Source organism: Planomonospora sp. ID67723 (genome assembly GCF_015711605.1).
Classification (GTDB): domain Bacteria; phylum Actinomycetota; class Actinomycetes; order Streptosporangiales; family Streptosporangiaceae; genus Planomonospora_A.
Window position 1 is genome coordinate 894,849 of sequence record NZ_JABTEZ010000002.1, and the last position, 16,323, is coordinate 911,171.

The 16,323-nt window shown below is 71.9% G+C and carries 15 protein-coding genes; 14 read left to right on the top strand and 1 reads right to left on the bottom strand.

The features are described from left to right. Positions 1-115 precede the first annotated feature (115 nt). From uraD to HS041_RS16745, 9 genes are all read left to right on the top strand, one after another. Positions 116-649, top strand: a complete 534-nt coding sequence (gene uraD / locus HS041_RS16705) for a 2-oxo-4-hydroxy-4-carboxy-5-ureidoimidazoline decarboxylase (protein ID WP_196441599.1) — start codon at positions 116-118, stop codon at positions 647-649. Next, positions 646-993, top strand: coding sequence for a hydroxyisourate hydrolase (uraH, locus tag HS041_RS16710; RefSeq protein ID WP_196441600.1), 348 nt, complete (start codon positions 646-648; stop codon positions 991-993). The genes uraD and uraH overlap by 4 nt, the downstream gene beginning before the upstream one ends. A 3-nt stretch (positions 994-996) precedes the next feature. Further along, complete coding sequence (gene pucL / locus HS041_RS16715) at positions 997-1,893, top strand: factor-independent urate hydroxylase (RefSeq protein WP_196441601.1); 897 nt, start codon at positions 997-999, stop codon at positions 1,891-1,893. A gap of 5 nt (positions 1,894-1,898) precedes the next feature. Further along, positions 1,899-2,774 (top strand): FAD binding domain-containing protein, encoded by an 876-nt coding sequence (locus HS041_RS16720; protein WP_196441602.1) that lies wholly within the window; start codon positions 1,899-1,901, stop codon positions 2,772-2,774. Then, positions 2,774-3,247 (top strand): (2Fe-2S)-binding protein, encoded by a 474-nt coding sequence (locus HS041_RS16725; RefSeq protein WP_196441603.1) that lies wholly within the window; start codon positions 2,774-2,776, stop codon positions 3,245-3,247. The genes HS041_RS16720 and HS041_RS16725 overlap by 1 nt, the downstream gene beginning before the upstream one ends. After that, a complete protein-coding gene (locus HS041_RS16730) occupies positions 3,244-4,632 on the top strand; it encodes an 8-oxoguanine deaminase (protein ID WP_196441604.1) in 1,389 nt (462 codons plus the stop codon). The genes HS041_RS16725 and HS041_RS16730 overlap by 4 nt, the downstream gene beginning before the upstream one ends. Positions 4,633-4,660: 28 nt before the next feature. Beyond that, on the top strand, positions 4,661-6,988 hold the full coding sequence (pucD, locus tag HS041_RS16735) for a xanthine dehydrogenase subunit D (protein ID WP_196441605.1): 2,328 nt from the start codon (positions 4,661-4,663) through the stop codon (positions 6,986-6,988). A gap of 262 nt (positions 6,989-7,250) precedes the next feature. Continuing rightward, positions 7,251-8,699 (top strand): NCS2 family permease, encoded by a 1,449-nt coding sequence (locus tag HS041_RS16740; protein ID WP_196441606.1) that lies wholly within the window; start codon positions 7,251-7,253, stop codon positions 8,697-8,699. Positions 8,700-8,774: 75 nt separating this feature from the next. Next, the gene (locus HS041_RS16745; protein ID WP_196441607.1) at positions 8,775-9,959 is read left to right on the top strand and encodes an XdhC family protein; all 1,185 of its coding nucleotides are present in this window, start codon (positions 8,775-8,777) and stop codon (positions 9,957-9,959) included. Between the two features lie 28 nt (positions 9,960-9,987). Here HS041_RS16745 and HS041_RS16750 read toward each other — a convergent pair whose 3' ends face one another. After that, entirely contained in the window at positions 9,988-10,758 is a 771-nt protein-coding gene (locus HS041_RS16750; protein WP_196441608.1) for an AraC family transcriptional regulator, read from the bottom strand. Between the two features lie 54 nt (positions 10,759-10,812). Between HS041_RS16750 and HS041_RS16755 the strand changes: the two genes are divergently transcribed. The 5 genes from HS041_RS16755 (at position 10,813) to gcl (ending at position 16,287) form a co-directional block, all read left to right on the top strand. Then, on the top strand, positions 10,813-11,958 hold the full coding sequence (locus tag HS041_RS16755; RefSeq protein WP_307845327.1) for an MFS transporter: 1,146 nt from the start codon (positions 10,813-10,815) through the stop codon (positions 11,956-11,958). Between the two features lie 481 nt (positions 11,959-12,439). Next, positions 12,440-12,844, top strand: coding sequence for an allophanate hydrolase-related protein (locus HS041_RS16760; RefSeq protein WP_196441609.1), 405 nt, complete (start codon positions 12,440-12,442; stop codon positions 12,842-12,844). Continuing rightward, positions 12,841-13,632, top strand: a complete 792-nt coding sequence (locus HS041_RS16765) for a hydroxypyruvate isomerase family protein (RefSeq protein ID WP_196441610.1) — start codon at positions 12,841-12,843, stop codon at positions 13,630-13,632. The genes HS041_RS16760 and HS041_RS16765 overlap by 4 nt, the downstream gene beginning before the upstream one ends. Before the next feature lie 64 nt (positions 13,633-13,696). Next, positions 13,697-14,569 (top strand): 2-hydroxy-3-oxopropionate reductase, encoded by an 873-nt coding sequence (locus tag HS041_RS16770; RefSeq protein ID WP_196441611.1) that lies wholly within the window; start codon positions 13,697-13,699, stop codon positions 14,567-14,569. After that, positions 14,569-16,287: a glyoxylate carboligase gene (gene gcl, locus HS041_RS16775; RefSeq protein ID WP_196441612.1), complete on the top strand. Its 1,719-nt coding sequence runs from the start codon at positions 14,569-14,571 to the stop codon at positions 16,285-16,287. The genes HS041_RS16770 and gcl overlap by 1 nt, the downstream gene beginning before the upstream one ends. Positions 16,288-16,323 lie beyond the last annotated feature (36 nt).

The following is a 16,323-nucleotide window of genomic DNA, read 5'->3' on the forward strand; positions in this document are numbered from 1 at the left end:
GACACGCGGCCGGTGGAGCCTTGGAGCATGACACGAAAACCCGGGGTGAAGCTCTGACCCACTTCGGAGTTCTTGCTGCTGGACCGGGCCGGGCACGGGTGTGTGTACTGCTGCCATGCCGAACGTGAAATCCGCAGCACCGGCTGCGAGGCTGGCCGGCTTCAACGCGCTCGGCCTCGCCGACGCCGAGGCCGAACTGCTGACGTGCTGCGCGTCCCGGGCCTTCGCCCGCACCGTGGCGGCGCTGCGCCCCTACCGCGACCTCGCCCAGCTGACCGCGGTGGCCGATGCCGCCGTCAACGACCTGGGCTGGTCCGACGTGCAGGAGGCGCTGGAGGCGCACCCCCGCATCGGGGAGCGCGCCGGCGGGGCCGGCAGGGAGTCCGCCTGGTCCCGCCAGGAGCAGTCCGGGGTGGACGCGGCCGCGCAGGCCGTGCTCGACGGGCTCGCCGAGGGCAACCTCGCCTACGAGGAGCGCTTCGGCCACGTCTACCTGGTCTGCGCCACCGGCCTGTCGGCCGAGGAGATGCTGACCCGCCTGCGGGAGCGGTTGCAGAACGACGAGGACACCGAACGCGAGGTGGTCCGCGCGGAGCTCGCCAAGATCACCCGCCTGCGCATGGCGAAGCTGCTGGGAGGCCAGTCGTGAGCCTGTCCACCCACGTGCTGGACGCGGCGCTCGGCAGGCCCGCGGCGGGCGTGGCCGTACGGCTGGAGAGCGGGCCGGGAAACGGTGCGGCAAACGGTGCGGGGAATGAGTGGGCGGTGGTCGCGGAAGGGCACACCGACGCCGACGGCCGGCTCTCGGGCTGGTCGCCGGGGGCGGGCGTCCACCGGCTGGTGTTCGGCACCGGCGCCTACTTCGCCGCGCGGGGGGTGGAGGCCTTCTACCCGGAGGTGTCCATCACGTTCACGATCGGTGATCCGGATGAGCATTACCACGTGCCGTTGCTGCTCAGCCCGTTCGCCTATTCGACGTATCGAGGGAGCTAGCACATGACCGTCGTTCTCGGGCCCAACCGCTATGGCAAGGCGGAGACCCGCGTGGTCCGCGTCGTCAGGGACGGCGGGGTCCACCACATCAAGGACATCAACGTCAGCTCCGCGCTCTCCGGTGACATGGAGGACGTGCACCTGACGGGCGACAACGCCTCGGTGCTGCCGACCGACACGCAGAAGAACACCGCCTACGCCTTCGCGAGGAAGTACGGCGTCGACCAGATCGAGGACTTCGCCCTCCTGCTGGCCCGCCACTACGTGGACTCCCAGCCCTCCATCCACCACGCCCGCGTGGAGATCGAGGAGTACTTCTGGGACCGGATCCCGGTCTCCGACGGACCCCACCTCGGCCTGCGCGACAAGCAGCACTCCTTCGTCCGCTCCGGCCGGGAGATCCGCACCTGCGTCGTCCACCACGACCGCGACGGCCGCACCACCGTGGTCTCCGGTCTGAAGGACCTGGTGGTGCTCAACTCGACCGGCTCGGAGTTCCACGGCTACATCGAGGACGAGTACACCACCCTGAAGCCGACCGCCGACCGCATCCTCGCGACCGCCGTCTCCGCCCGCTGGCGGCACGTCTCGGACGGCTCGTCCTTCGGCAAGTCCTACGCCGAGGTACGGCGCTGCCTGCTGGAGGCCTTCGCCGAGACCCACAGCCTCTCCCTGCAGCAGACCCTCTACGCCATGGGCAAGCGGGTGCTGAACACCCGCAGGGAGGTCTGCGAGGTGCGCATGGCGATGCCGAACAAGCACCACTTCCTGGTCGACCTCGAACCCTTCGGGATGGACAACCCGAACGAGGTCTTCTACGCGGCCGACCGACCCTACGGGCTGATCGAGGGCTCCGTGCTCACCGACGACGCCCCCGACGCCTGCTTCGCCTGGGAGTGACCACGATGGATTTCCTGCGGCCCACCACGTGGGCGGAGGCGCTGGCCGCCAAGGCGGACCGGCCGGAGGCGGTGCCCATCCAGGGCGGCACCGACGTGATGGTCGAGCTCAACTTCGACATCCACCGCCCGGCCGCGCTGCTGGACCTGAACCGGGTCACCGAGCTGGCCGGGTGGACCTCCGAACCCGGCGGCCGGCTCAGGGTCGGCGCGGGCGTGCCGTACGTGCGGCTGATCGCCGAGCTCGGGAACCGGCTGCCCGGTCTGGCGCAGGCCGCGCGTACGGTCGGCTCGCCCCAGATCCGCAACCGGGGCACCGTGGGCGGCAACCTCGGCGCGGCCTCGCCCGCCGGGGACAGCCACCCCCCGCTGCTGGCCGGTGACGCGGTCATCGAGGTCGAGTCCGCCGCCCGCGGTGTGCGGATGATCCCCGCCGCCGAGTTCTACCTCGGCGTCAAGCGCAGCGCGCTGGAGCCGGACGAGCTGATCCGGGCCTTCTGGATGAGCCCGGCCACCGGCCCGCAGTACTTCTCCAAGGTCGGCACCCGCAACGCCATGGTGATCGCGGTCTGCTCCTTCGCGATCGCGCTGCACCCCGCCGAGTGCAGGGTCGGCACCGGCATCGGCTCGGCCGCCCCGACGCCCCGCCGGGCCCTGGCCGCCGAGGAGTTCCTCGCCGCCGAGCTCGACTGGGACGCCCGTCTCGACCCCGCGGTGCTCGCCCGCTTCGGGGAGCTGGCCGCGCAGGCCGCCTCCCCGATCGACGACGTGCGCGGCACCGCCGACTACCGCCGCCACGCCATCGGCGTGATGGCACGCCGCACCCTGACCTGGGCCTGGAACGAGTTCCGGTCCGGACACTTCGAAAGGAGGGCCGGCTGATGCGCGTCACCTTCACCGTGAACGGGCGCCGGGAGACGGCCGACGACGTGTGGGAGGGCGAGAGCCTCCTGTACGTGCTGCGCGAGCGCGTGGGCCTGCCCGGCTCCAAGAACGCCTGCGAGCAGGGCGAGTGCGGTTCCTGCACCGTCTACCTCGACGGGACCCCGGTCTGCGCCTGCCTGGTCGCGGCCGGCCAGGCGGAGGGCCGCGAGGTCCGCACGGTCGAAGGGCTGGCCGACGGCGACCGGCTCGACCCGGTCCAGGAGGCGTTCGTGGAGTGCGGCGCCGTCCAGTGCGGCTTCTGCACTCCCGGCCTCGTCGTCCAGGCCCACGACCTGATCGAGCGGGTCGAACAGCCCTCGGACGCCGAGATCCGCGAGGCCCTGGCGGGCAACCTGTGCCGCTGCACCGGCTACGAGAAGATCCTCGACGCGGTACGGCTCGCCGCCGCGCGCAAGGCGGCCGCGTCGTGAAGACCATTCTGATCGAGAACGCGTACATCGCCCCGGTGGCGGGAGCGGAGATCCCCTCCGGCTTCATCCACGTCGAGGGCGACAGGATCGTGGCGCTCGGGGCCGGTCCTGCCCCGGCGATCCCGGGCGCCACCCGGATCGACGGCACCGGCTGCCTGGCCACCCCCGGCCTGGTCAACACCCACCACCACCTGTACCAGTGGGCCTCCCAGGGGCTCGCCCAGGACGCCACGCTGTTCGAGTGGCTGGTGGCGCTCTACCAGGTGTGGGCGGCCATGGACGCCGAGGTCGTCAAGGGTGCGGCCGGGGCGGGGCTGGGCTTCCTGGCCCTGTCCGGCTGCACCACCTCCTCCGACCACCACTACGTCTTCCCCAAGGGACGCGGCGACCTGTTCGCCGCGGAGATCGAGGCCGCCGGCGAGCTGGGCATCCGCTTCCACCCGGTGCGCGGTTCGATGGACCGGGGCAAGTCTCGGGGAGGCCTGCCGCCGGACGTGGTGGTCGAGAAGCACGAGGAGATCCTCGCCGAGAGCGAGAAGGCGGTCGACACCTACCACGACGCCTCCTTCTCCTCGAAGCTGCGCGTGGCGATCGGCCCGTGCTCGCCGTTCTCGGTCAGCGCGGAGCTGATGGTCGAGGCCGCCGAGCTGGCCCGGGCCAAGGGCGTGCGCCTGCACACCCACCTCGCCGAGACGCTCGACGAAGAGGAGCACCTGCTGGAGCAGGTCGGCATGCGCCCGGTCGACTACATGGAGAAGCTGGGCTGGCTCGGCCCGGACGTGTGGTTCGCCCACGCCATCCACCTGAGCGACGCCGACATCGACGCCTTCGCCCAGACGGGCACCGGATCGGCGCACTGCCCCAGCTCCAACGGCCGCCTCGGCGCGGGCATCGCCAGGGTCTCGGAGATGCTCAAGCGGGGCGCGATCGTCGGCCTCGGCGTGGACGGCAACGCCTCCTCGGAGCTGACCACGCTCTCCGGCGAGATGCGCCAGGCCATGCTCTTCCAGCGGGCGAGGTACGGTCCCACCGCGCTGACCGCCCGCCAGGCCCTGGAGATGGCCACCCTCGGCGGCGCGAAGAACCTCGGCAGGGCCGACGAGCTGGGCACCCTGGAGCCCGGCAAGCTCGCCGACATCGCTCTGTGGCGGACCGACGGCGCCTTCGCCTCGGCGATCACCGACCCGGTCGCCGGCCTGGTCTTCGCCACCCGCCAGCCACCGCTGGCCCGCCTGCTGGTGGGCGGCGAGACGATCGTCGAGGACGACGAGCTGCGCACGGTCGCCCAGGACGCGCTCGGCCGGGCAGGCGCCGAGGCCCACCGCCGCCTGCTGCGCCTGGCCGAGGAGCAGGGCTTCACCGCCGCCAAGGAGGTTCACGAGTGATCCCCCCACGTCTGACGCAGGAGAGAACATGAGCGCCACGCCGGTGCGCGCGCCGCGTGACATCGCGGCCCCCGGGACCGGGGGAGTGGGCGACAGCCCGCTGCGCCCCGACGGCACGCTGAAGGTCAAGGGAGAGTTCGCCTACTCCTCCGACCTGTGGATCGACGGCATGCTCTGGGGCGCGACGCTGCGCAGCCCGCACCCGCGCGCGAGGATCGTCTCGATCGACGTCGCCGAGGCCCTGGCCCACCCCGGCGTGGCGGCCGTGCTCACCCACGAGGACGTCCCCGGCCGCAAGCACTTCGGCCTGGACCACACCTGGGACCAGCCGGTCCTCGCCTTCGACGAGGTGCGCCACCAGGGCGAGCCGATCGCGCTGGTGGCGGCCGACCACCCGGAGACCGCGCGCCGGGCGATGGAGAAGATCCGGATCGAGTACGAGGTCCTGGAGCCGCTCACCGACGCCCGCAGGGCCGCCTTCGACCCCGCCTATCCGCAGGTCCAGCCGCGCGGCAACCTCGCCCGCCACCAGCCGGTCCGGGTCGGCGACGTGGAGGCGGCCAAGGCCCGCGCCGAGGTGGTCGTCTCCGGCGAGTACCGGGTCGGCATCCAGGACCAGGCGTTCCTCGGGCCGGAGTCCGGCCTGGCCGTACCGGCCGAGGACGGCGGGGTGGACCTGTACGTGGCCACCCAGTGGATGCACAACGACCTCAAGCAGATCGCGCCCTGCCTGGGCCTGCCCGAGGAGAAGATCCGCATGACGCTCTCGGGCGTCGGCGGGGCCTTCGGCGGGCGCGAGGACCTGTCGATGCAGATCCACGCGGCCATGCTCGCCCTGCGCACCGGCCGGCCCGTCAAGATCGTCTACAACCGGTACGAGTCGTTCTTCGGACACGTGCACCGCCACCCGGCCGAGATGCGCTACGAGTACGGCGCCACCCGGGACGGGAAGATCCTCTACGCCGACGTGGAGATCCTCCTGGACGGCGGCGCCTACACCTCCGCGACGATGAACGTGGTCGGCAACGCCGCCTCGCTGGGCGTGGGGCCGTACGTCATCCCGAACGTCAGGATCGACGCCTACGGCGTGTACACCAACAACCCGCCGTGCGGCGCGATGCGCGGCTTCGGCGCGGTCCAGGCGTGCTTCGCCTACGAGTCGATGATGGACAAGCTCGCCGAGGCCTGCGGGCTCGACCCGGTCACCGTCCGGCAGGTCAACGCCGCCTCCCAGGGCAGCGAGCTGGCCACCGGCCAGGTGATCTGGGCTCCGCTGCCGATGGCCGAGATGCTCCAGCAGGCGCGCGAGCTGCCCATGCCGCCGCCGCTGGACCCCGCCGACATCCGCAACCTGCCCGGCGGCGCCTCGCAGACCACGCACGGCGAGGGCGTACGGCGCGGCGTCGGGTACGGCGTGGGCCTGAAGAACATCTGCTTCTCCGAGGGCTTCGACGACTACTCCACCGCCCGGGTCCGCCTGGAGGTCGTCGGCGGCGAGGCCGTCGCGCTGGTGCACACCGCCGCGGCCGAGGTCGGCCAGGGGCTGGTCACGCTGGAGGCGCAGATCGCCCGCACCGAGCTGGGAGTCGAGCGGGTCGTCATCCATCCGGCCGACAACCAGGTCGGCGACGCCGGCTCCAGCTCCGCCTCGCGCCAGTCGTACATGACCGGCGGCGCGGTGATGACGGCCTGCCGGGCCGTGCGGGAGCGCGTGTTCGCCCTGGCGGCCGCCAGGCTGGGCCGCCCCCTCGACACTCTCGGCGAGCTGTCGCTGACCGGCGGCAAGGTCGTCTCGGAGAGCGCCGGCGTGCTCGCCTCCATCGAAGACGTCCTCGGCGACTCCGTCGTCGAGGAGACCCGCGAGTACCACCACGAGCCGACCACGGGCATGGACCCCGTGACCGGCCGGGGGGACTCGCACACGCAGCTCGCCCTGTGCGTCCACCGGGCCGTGGTGGACGTCGACGTCGAGCTCGGCCTGGTGAAGGTCGTGGAGCTCGCCGCCGTCCAGGACGTCGGCAAGGTCCTCAACCGCCTCTCGCTGGAGGGGCAGATCCACGGCGGCACCGCGCAGGGCCTCGGCCTGGCGGTGATGGAGGAGATCGTGGTCGCCGACGGGAAGGTACGCAACCCGTCGTTCACCGACTACCTGATCCCCACCATCCTCGACATGCCGCCCATGCGCCTGGAAATCCTGGAGAACGCCGATCCGCGGGCCCCATACGGGCTGCGCGGCGCAGGGGAGCCACCCACGCTCTCCTCCACGCCCGCGATCGTCGCGGCCATCCGCGACGCCACGGGTCTCGCACTCACCCGAGTGCCGGTTCGTCCGGAGCACATCACCGGAAGCAGTTGACCAACAGGGGCAGCCCTCACTCGTATCCGAAAACGCACTCTTTGTCAGGATTTATGCTGACTAGCGAGCGTTTTAGGGGCGCCCTGTGAATCCCCGCCGTCCGGGCGACCGCGGCGGGCAAGGAGATCCACAGGACGCTCCCACCCCCCGTGGGTGAACGGGAGAGACCCCACAACCGCACCCCCTCGAACCATGCGGACGACCCCGGTCCGGCCACCGGGGTCCCTCCGTGGGTCGACTACGCCCTTGGGAGGGCCCGACCATGACCCAGCTGCAAACCCGGCCCTCCGGCGAGGACCCCGAGGCGATCGACGCCTCCGGGGCCTCCCGGACCTGGATCGACCGCTTCTTCGACCTCACCGGTCGGGGGACCACGGTCGCCAGGGAGGTTCGTGGCGGCATCACCACGTTCGTGGCCGTTGCCTACATCATCCTGCTCATCCCCATCATCCTCAGCGGCGCCAAGGACGTGACCGGCGCCGCGATGACCGTCCCCCAGCTCACCACGGCGGTCGCCCTCTCCGCCGCGATCACCACGATCCTGATGGGCGTGGTGGGCAACGCCCCCTTCGCCCTCGCCTCCGGGCTCGGCATCGCCCCCGTCGTGGCCTTCCAGGCCGCCCCGCACATGACGTGGAACCAGGCCATGGGCCTGGTCGTGCTGGAGGGCGTGGTGATCGTGCTCTTCGCGCTCACCGGCATCCGCCAGCTGATCATGGACGCCATCCCCACCCCGCTCAAGCACGCCATCGGCGTCGGCATCGGCATGTTCATCGCGCTCATCGGCCTGGTGGACGCCGGGTTCGTCGGCCGCGGCGAGGGCACCGTGGTGACCCTCGGCGCCGGCGGGCGGCTCGCAGGCTGGCCGATCGTGGTCTTCTGTGTCGGTCTGCTGCTGATGTTCGCCCTGTTCGTCCGGCGCATCCCCGGCGCGATCCTGATCGGCATCGTGGCCGCCACCGCGCTGGCCATCGTGATCAACGCGCTGGTGGACGGGGTGAAGTGGCCCGGCGTGGTCACGCCGGAGCTCCCCGAGAAGATCGTCTCCACGCCGGACTTCAGCCTGCTGTTCGACGTGGACCTGTTCGGCGGCTTCGGCGCCGCCGGCGTGCTCACCGCCACGGTGGTGCTGTTCACCCTCGTGCTGTCCGGCTTCTTCGACGCGATGGGGACCATCCTCGGCGTCGGCGAGGAGGCCAGGCTGACCGACGACCAGGGCCGGATCCGGGGCGTCGGCAAGATCCTGACGATCGACGGCTTCGGCGCCATCATCGGCGGCGCCACCGGCGGTTCCGCCAACACCATCGTGGTCGAGTCGGCCGCCGGAGTCGGGGAGGGCGCTCGCACCGGCCTCGCCAGCCTGGTGACCGGCGCGCTCTTCGCCGGAGCGATGTTCCTGACCCCGCTGGCGGCCGTCGTGCCCGCCCAGGCCGCGGCCCCCGCCCTGGTCCTGGTCGGCGCCCTGATGATGACCGCCGCCCGCAAGATCGAATGGGACGACATCGACCTGGCCATCCCGGCCTTCCTCACCATCGCGCTGATGCCCTTCACCTACTCCATCACCAACGGAGTCGGCGCCGGCGTCATCGCCTACACGGTGATCAAGGCCGCCCGCGGCCGGTTCGACCAGATCCACTGGCTCCTCTGGGTGATCAGTGCGATCTTCGTCGGATACTTCGGCATCGGCGCGATCGAGCAGCTCCTCGGCTGACCGCGGCGTAAGTCTCCCGGGCCGCCCGCCGTGCGGCGGGCGGCCCGTCCCCTGTGACGACCGGAGGTTCCTCCCATGCGTGAACTCGCCGACGACCTGCTCGGCTGGCTTGAGGAGGGACGCGCGTTCGCGGTCGCCTCCGTGATCGGAACAGGGGGGAGCGCTCCCCGGCAGCCGGGGGCCGCACTCGCGGTGAACGACGAGGGGGAGGCCGTCGGCAGCGTCTCCGGCGGCTGCGTGGAAGGTGCGGTCTACGAGCTCTGCCGGGAGGCGATCCGGACCGGGGAACCGGTCCGGCACACCTTCGGCTACTCCGACGCCGACGCCTTCACCGTGGGCCTGACCTGCGGCGGGATCATCGAGGTGCTCGTCTGGCCGGTCCCGCCCGCCTCGCCCGCGGCCCCGGTGCTCGCCGCGGCCCTGAAGGCGGTACGGCGGGGCGACCCCGTTGCGATCGTCCGCACTCTCGACGGCGCCGGTCCGGCCGGGAGCGCCGGTGACAGCACGTATCCCGGAACGGGTGTGCTCGCGGTCTTCGAGGACCGGGTTCTCGGCGACGTCCCCGGTCTCACGGGTGAATCCGTGACCGATGTCGTCGCGCCCGAGGCGCTGGCCATGCTCGACGCCGGGCTCACCGGCGTGCGCACCCTCGGCTGCGGCGACCGGGAGATCACCGTATTCGCCGAGACCTATGCGCCCCCGCCCCGGCTGCTCGTCTTCGGCGCCATCGACTTCGCCGCCGCGCTCACCCGCGCCGGCCGCTTCCTGGGCTACCACGTCACCGTCTGCGACGCCCGGCCCGTCTTCGCGACCCCGCGCCGTTTCCCCGACGCCCACGAGGTCGTCGTCGACTGGCCGCACCGCTACCTCGCCCGCACACGGGTCGATTCCCGGACCGTGGTCTGCGTCCTCACCCACGACGCCAAGTTCGACGTACCGCTGCTGGAGGTCGCGCTCCGGCTCCCGGTCGCCTACGTGGGGGCGATGGGCTCACGCCGTACCCACGCCGACCGCATGGCCCGCCTGCGCGCGACCGGTCTGAGCGAGGGGGAACTGGCGCGACTGCGCTCACCCATCGGCCTCGACCTGGGCGCCCGTACCCCCGAGGAGACCGCCCTGTCCATCGCCGCGGAGTTCGTCGCCCTGCGCCGCGGCGGAACCGGCCTGCCCCTCACACGGACCGCCGGTCCCATCCACCCCGCGGGCCAGACCCCGCCGGCCGGACTCACCCGCCTGGGCGTCCCCGGTGAGGCCGCCTGAACGCCCCGGGGGAGGGCCGTCCGGAGGTTCACGTCTGACGGGCTCCCGGGGCTCCCGGGGTGCGCCCGAAGGATCCCGGGGTATGCCCGAAGGCACGGCGGAAGACGTCGATGAACGCGCTGGCGGACGACCAGCCGCACAGGTGCGCCACGGCGGTCACCGGGACGTCGCCGGCCAGCAGGATCAGGGCGTGGTGGAGCCGCAGTTGGGTGCGCCACTGCGGGAAGGTCATGCCGAGGTCGGTCCTGAAGAGCCGCGACAGCGTCCGCTCGCTGGCACCGACCTGCCCGCCGAGGGCGGCCAGGGTGCGGTTGCCGGCGGGATCGGCGCGCACGATCGCGCACAGCGCCCGCAGCCGCGGATCGGTGGGGGTGGGCAGGTGCAGGGGCTGCTGGGGTGAGGACCGAAGCTGGTCGAGCAGGACGGCCCGGAGCCGCCCGCGCTCCGGGCTGTCGCCGTGCGGGGCGCGGGTATAGGCCAGGATCAGCTCGCGGAGCAGCGGGGCGACGCTCAGTACGGCCGGCTCGTTCAGGCCGAGCGGGTTGTCGGCCGCGGGCAGGCCGACCAGGTGAAGTTCGAGCTCACCGTGGGCCTGGTGGGCGTGGACGGTCCCGGCGGGCACCCAGATGGCGCGGGTGGCCGGGGCGATCCACGTCCCCGCGCCGGTCGTGACGGCCAGCACGCCCCGGGCGGCGTAGACGATCTGGTGGTCGTCGTGGCGGTGGGCGTCGATGACGACTCCGGACGCCAGCTGCTGGGCGCGGGTCGGCGCGAGCGGCTGGTGGCGGATTTCCGTCATCGATCGGCAGCTTATTGGAAGCACGACACGGGCCGAAACGGCGAGCATGCCGCTGTGCCGAAGAACAAACCGATCATCATGCTGTCGGCCGGCCATGCCTGCGTGGACGTCTACCAGGGGGCCGTGACGGCGCTCGTCCCCTTCCTGGTGGCCGAACGTGCCTACGCCTACGCCGCGGCCTCGGGGATCGTGCTCGCCGCATCGCTGCTGTCGTCGGTGGCGCAACCGCTGTTCGGCGCGGTGACGGACCGGTGGGCGCTGCCCTGGCTGCTGCCCGCCGGCACGCTCCTCAGCGGGCTGGGGATCGCGCTGAGCGGCCTCGGCGGCTCCTACCCGCTGACGTTGGCGTTGGTGGCCGTGTCCGGGATCGGGATCGCCGCCTACCACCCCGAGTCCGCCCGTGTGGCGCGGATCGCCGCCGACGGGAGCCACACCGCGATGGGGTGGTTCTCCCTCGGCGGCAACCTCGGCTTCGCCGCCGCGCCGCTCCTGGTCGCCGTCGTCGCCACCGGCGGGTTGCGGCTCACACCGCTGCTGGCCGTACCGGCGCTGGTCGGCAGCCTGCTGTGCCTGCCCGTCCTGCGCGCGCTGAGCACGTCGGTGCGTCCGTCCGCCCGCGGCGCGTCACCGGCGGGGCGCGACGATGTGGCCTCGTTCGTACGGCTCTCGCTGGTGGTGGCGTGCCGGTCCATCGTGTTCGTCGGCCTGAGCACGTTCATCGCGTTGTACGCGTCCGCGCGCACGGGCGGCGGTACGGCGGCGGGCACCGCGGCGCTGTCCGTGCTGTATCTGGGCGGCGCGGTGGGCACCGTGCTGGGCGGCAGCCTGGCCGACCGGTGGGGCAGGGTCAGGGTGGTACGCACGTCGTATCTGGTCAGCGTCGCCGCCGTCGCGGGGATCGTGCTCGTCCCGGGCCCGGCGATCTATCTGTTCGCGGCGCTGACCTCCATCGGCCTCTACATCCCGTTCTCCCTCCAGGTCACCCTCGCCCAGGACTACCTCCCCACCCGCGTCGGCACCGCCGGCGGCGTCACCCTGGGCCTGACCGTCAGTGTCGGCGGTCTGGCAGGCCCGCTCATCGGCGCCGTCGCCGATGCCACCTCCCTGCAGACGGCCCTCACCCCGCTGATCGCGATGCCCGCCCTGAGCTGGCTGCTGGCGCGGACCCTGCGCGAGCCCGCCGCGGCGGAAGAGAGATGACCTCTCGGCGGAACCGGTCCGGCCCTTCGCCAAGCGGTGCGATCACTCACCTGAATCGTCATCGACGACGTCATCCGAAACGGCGCCGTCACCGACCCGGACAGTCCCGACGAGCGCGTCCGGGGCGTGCGCCGGGCCCTCGCGGACATCGCGCACGACGCCCGGCTGGAGGCCACCGCGCTCCAGACGGTGGGCTCCAAGGGCCGGGACGGCTTCGTCGTCATCCGGAGGTCCCGCTGAGCCGCTGAGCCGCGGACCCGGTGGCCGCGACGCGATTGTGCCAACGCACAAACCTGCCGCGCCCACCCCCGAACAGCTTCGGACTTCTTGCCGCTAGACCGGACAGCCGGGCGACTTGTGTACTGAATCACACACCCGAACGCTCCGCCTGAGCCGGAGCGGGGAGGTACCGCGCTGCCGCCTCCGGCAGACCTACGGGCCCCACCCCACCGGATCGATCCGACCCCGGGAGGAGCCTGCGATGGCCTTGATGTTCCTCAACGGCGGCGCCATGCGTGGCGGTCCGCTGCACCACCTGCTCGACGGCGCCCCCCTCGTGGCGGAGACCACCACGGCGCCCAAGTACCGCTTCTACTCGGTCGGCGACCGCTGCCCCGGCCTGGCGCCGGTGGCGCACGGCGGGGCAGCGATCAAGGGGGAGCTCTACGACGTCCCGATGGACGTCATGCGTGACCGGCTGATGCCCGCCGAGCCGCCCGAGCTGGAGCTCGGCGTGATCGAGCTGGCGGACGGCACGTCCTCGTTCGCGATGCTCCTGCGCCGCCCCTGCACCTCGCACGCCGAGCTGTACGACATCACCGAGTCCGGTAGCTGGAAGGCCTACATGGACATGGACGCTCACACAGACAGGGAGAAGACGTCATGACGCGGTTCGACGTCAACGCCTCGATCCTCTTCACCGACCTGCCGCTGCTGCGGCGGCCGGAGGCGGTGAAGGCCGCCGGGTTCGGCGGGGTCGAGTTCTGGTGGCCGTTCGCCGAGGCCGTACCGTCCGACAAGGACGTCGACGCCTTCGTCGGCGCGATCCGGGACGCGGGCGTGCACCTCGTCGGCCTCAACTTCGCCGACGACATCGCCGCCGGCGGGCGCGGCCTGGTTTCCCGGCCCGCCGACAGCGCGCGCTTCCGCGACAACGTCGACGTCGCCGTCGGCATCGCCGGCCGGCTCGGCTGCACGTCGCTCAACGCGCTGTACGGCAACCGCGTGGACGGCCTGGACCCGGCGCAGCAGGACGAGCTGGCCGCAGAGAACCTCGCGACCGCCGCCAGGGCCGCCGCCGGAATCGGCGCGACGGTGCTGGTGGAGGCGCTCAACGCCTACGAGTCGCCGTCCTACCCACTGGTCTCCGCCAAGGCCGCGGTCGAGGTGATCGACCGGGTGGGAGAGCCGAACGTGGCGTTCCTGTGCGACCTGTACCACCTGGCCCGGATGGGCGAGGACCTGGAGGCGGTGATCGCCGGGTACGCGGGCCGGATCGGCCACGTGCAGATCGCCGACACCCCCGGCCGGGGTCGTCCCGGAACCGGCGAACTGGACTTCACCCGCCTGTTCTCGGTGCTCGCCGAGCACGGCTACGACGGCTGGATCGGCCTGGAGTACAAGGACGCCGAGCCGGACTTCGGCTGGCTGCGGACGCTGGACCGGCTCGCATGACGACATCCCCGAACGCACCCGGAACCCCGAACGCACCCGGCGGACGCCGGGCGAGGAGAACACATTGAGCAGGATCGCATTCATCGGACTCGGCATCATGGGCTCGCCCATGGCCGGGCACCTGGTCAGGGCCGGGCACGAGGTCACCGGCTTCGACCTCGGCCAGGACGCCCTCGCCCGGCTCCGGGCCGCCGGAGGCGCGAGCGCGGGCAGCGTCGCGGAGGCCGTCAAGGGCGCCGAGGTCATCATCACCATGCTCCCGGCCGACCCCCAGGTCGAGGCCGTCTTCCCTGAGATCCTCGACAACGCCGAGCCCGGCGCGCTCTACATCGACTTCTCCACCATCACCCCGCAGACCTCGCAGAAGGTCGCCCGCGAGGGCGCGGCCAGGGGGCTGCGCGTGCTGGACGCCCCGGTCTCCGGCGGCGAGAAAGGCGCGGTCGACGCGGTCCTGTCCATCATGGTCGGCGGCTCGCAGGAGGACTTCGACGCCGCGACGCCGATCTTCGAGACGGTCGGCAGGACCTTCAGGCTCGTCGGCCCCGCGGGCGCCGGGCAGTACGTCAAGGCCGCCAACCAGCTCGTCGTCGGCGGCACCTACGCCCTCGTCGCCGAGGCCATCGTGCTGATGGAGGCGGCCGGCGTGGACGCCGCCGCCGGGCTCGACGTGCTCGCCGGCGGCCTGGCCGCCAGCCGCATCCTCGACATCAAGCGCGAGTCGATGCTCGCCCGCGACTTCCAGCCGGGCTTCCGCATCGACCTGCACCACAAGGACATGGGCATCATCCTCGACGCCGCCCGCGGCGCCGAGGTGGCCATCCCCATGGGCGCGCTCGTCGCCCAGCTCATCGCCGCCGCCCGCGCCCAGGGCCACGGCGGCCTCGACCACTCCGCGCTCCTCAAGGTCACCGAGAGCCTCTCGGGAAGGGACAACTGATGGCGAAGATCCCCGCGATGAACGCGGTCGTCGAAGTCCTCAAGTCCGAGGGCGTCGACACGGCGTTCGGCTGCCCCGGCGCGGCCATCCTCCCCCTGTACAAGGCGATGGAGGAGGTCGGCGGCATCGAGCACCTGACCGTCCGCCACGAGGAGGGCGCCACCCACATGGCCGACGGGTGGGCCCGCACCAACGGCGGGGTCGGCGTCGCCATCGGCACCTCCGGTCCGGCCGGCACCAACATGATCACCGGCCTGTACACCGCGCTCGCCGACTCGATCCCGATCCTGTGCATCACCGGCCAGGCGGCCACCGCCCTGCTCGACAAGGAGGGCTTCCAGGCGGTCGACATCGTGGAGATCGCCAAGCCCGTCACCAAGTGGGCCGTGCAGATCAAGGAAGCCGCCACCGCCCCCTGGATCTTCCGGGAGGCGTTCCGGATCGCGCGGTCCGGCCGGCCCGGTCCGGTCCTGATCGACATCCCGGTGGACGTGGCCAGGGAGCTCATCGAGTACGACCCCGCGCTGGACGCCCCGCTCCCGGTCGCGGCCGTCGAGCCGCATCTGCCGCGCGTGGAGAAGGCCCTGGACCTGCTGCTCGCCGCCGAGCGGCCGCTGATCCTGGCCGGCGGCGGCGTGATCATCGCCGAGGCCGCCGGAGAGCTGCGCGAGCTCGCCGAGTACCTGAACATCCCGGTCCAGGTCACCCTGATGGGCAAGGGCGCGCTCGACGAGGACCACGAGCTGTTCTCCGGCATCACCGGCGTGCAGACCTCCCAGCGGTACGGCAACGCCTCCTTCCTGGAGTCCGACCTCGTGCTGGCCGTCGGCGCCCGCTTCGGGGACCGGCACACGGGCAGGCTCGACGTCTACCGCGGCGACCGGAAGTTCATCCACGTCGACATCGAGCCGACCCAGATCGGCCGGGTCTTCGAGCCGGACCTCGGCGTCGTCTCCGACGCCAAGCTGTTCCTCCAGGCACTGGTCAAGGTGGCGAAGGAGCGGAGGGCGGGTCGCGGGGCCGGGGACTGGGTCGCCCGGGTCCGGCAGCTCAAGGCCACCCTGGGCCGCCGCGAGGACTTCGACACGATCCCGATCAAGGCTCCCCGGGTCTACAAGGAGATCAACGAGGTCTTCGGCGAGGACACCTACTTCGTCACCGCCATCGGCCTCTACCAGATCTGGGGCGGCCAGCACCAGAAGGCCTACAAGCCCAGGCACTACCAGATCTGCGGCCAGGCCGGCCCGCTGGGCTGGGAGATCCCGGCCGCGATCGGCGTCAAGAAGGCGCTGAAGCACACCGACCCGGACGCCGAGGTCGTGGGGATCGTCGGCGACTACGGCTTCCAGTACATGGTGGAGGAGCTCGCGGTCGGCGCGCAGTACAACGTGCCGTTCGTCCTCATCATGATCAACAACGAGTATCTGGGCCTCATCCGCCAGGCCTCGATCCCGTACGACATGAACTACCAGGTCGACATCCACTACGACGAGTACGGCACGGACAACGTCAAGATCATGGAGGCGTACGGCTGCTCCGGCCGGCGCGTCCTGGATCCGGCCGACATCCGCGACGCGCTCGAGTGGGCGCGCAAGGAGGCCCGGGCGACAAGCCGCCCGGTGCTCGTCGAGATCATGATCGAGCGCGAGGCGAACACCCCGCACGGCCCGGCGATCGACGCCGTCAGGGAATTCGAACCCGTTCCCGAACAGGTGTGATGATGGATCACCATCACACCGGGTTCCGGCACGCGC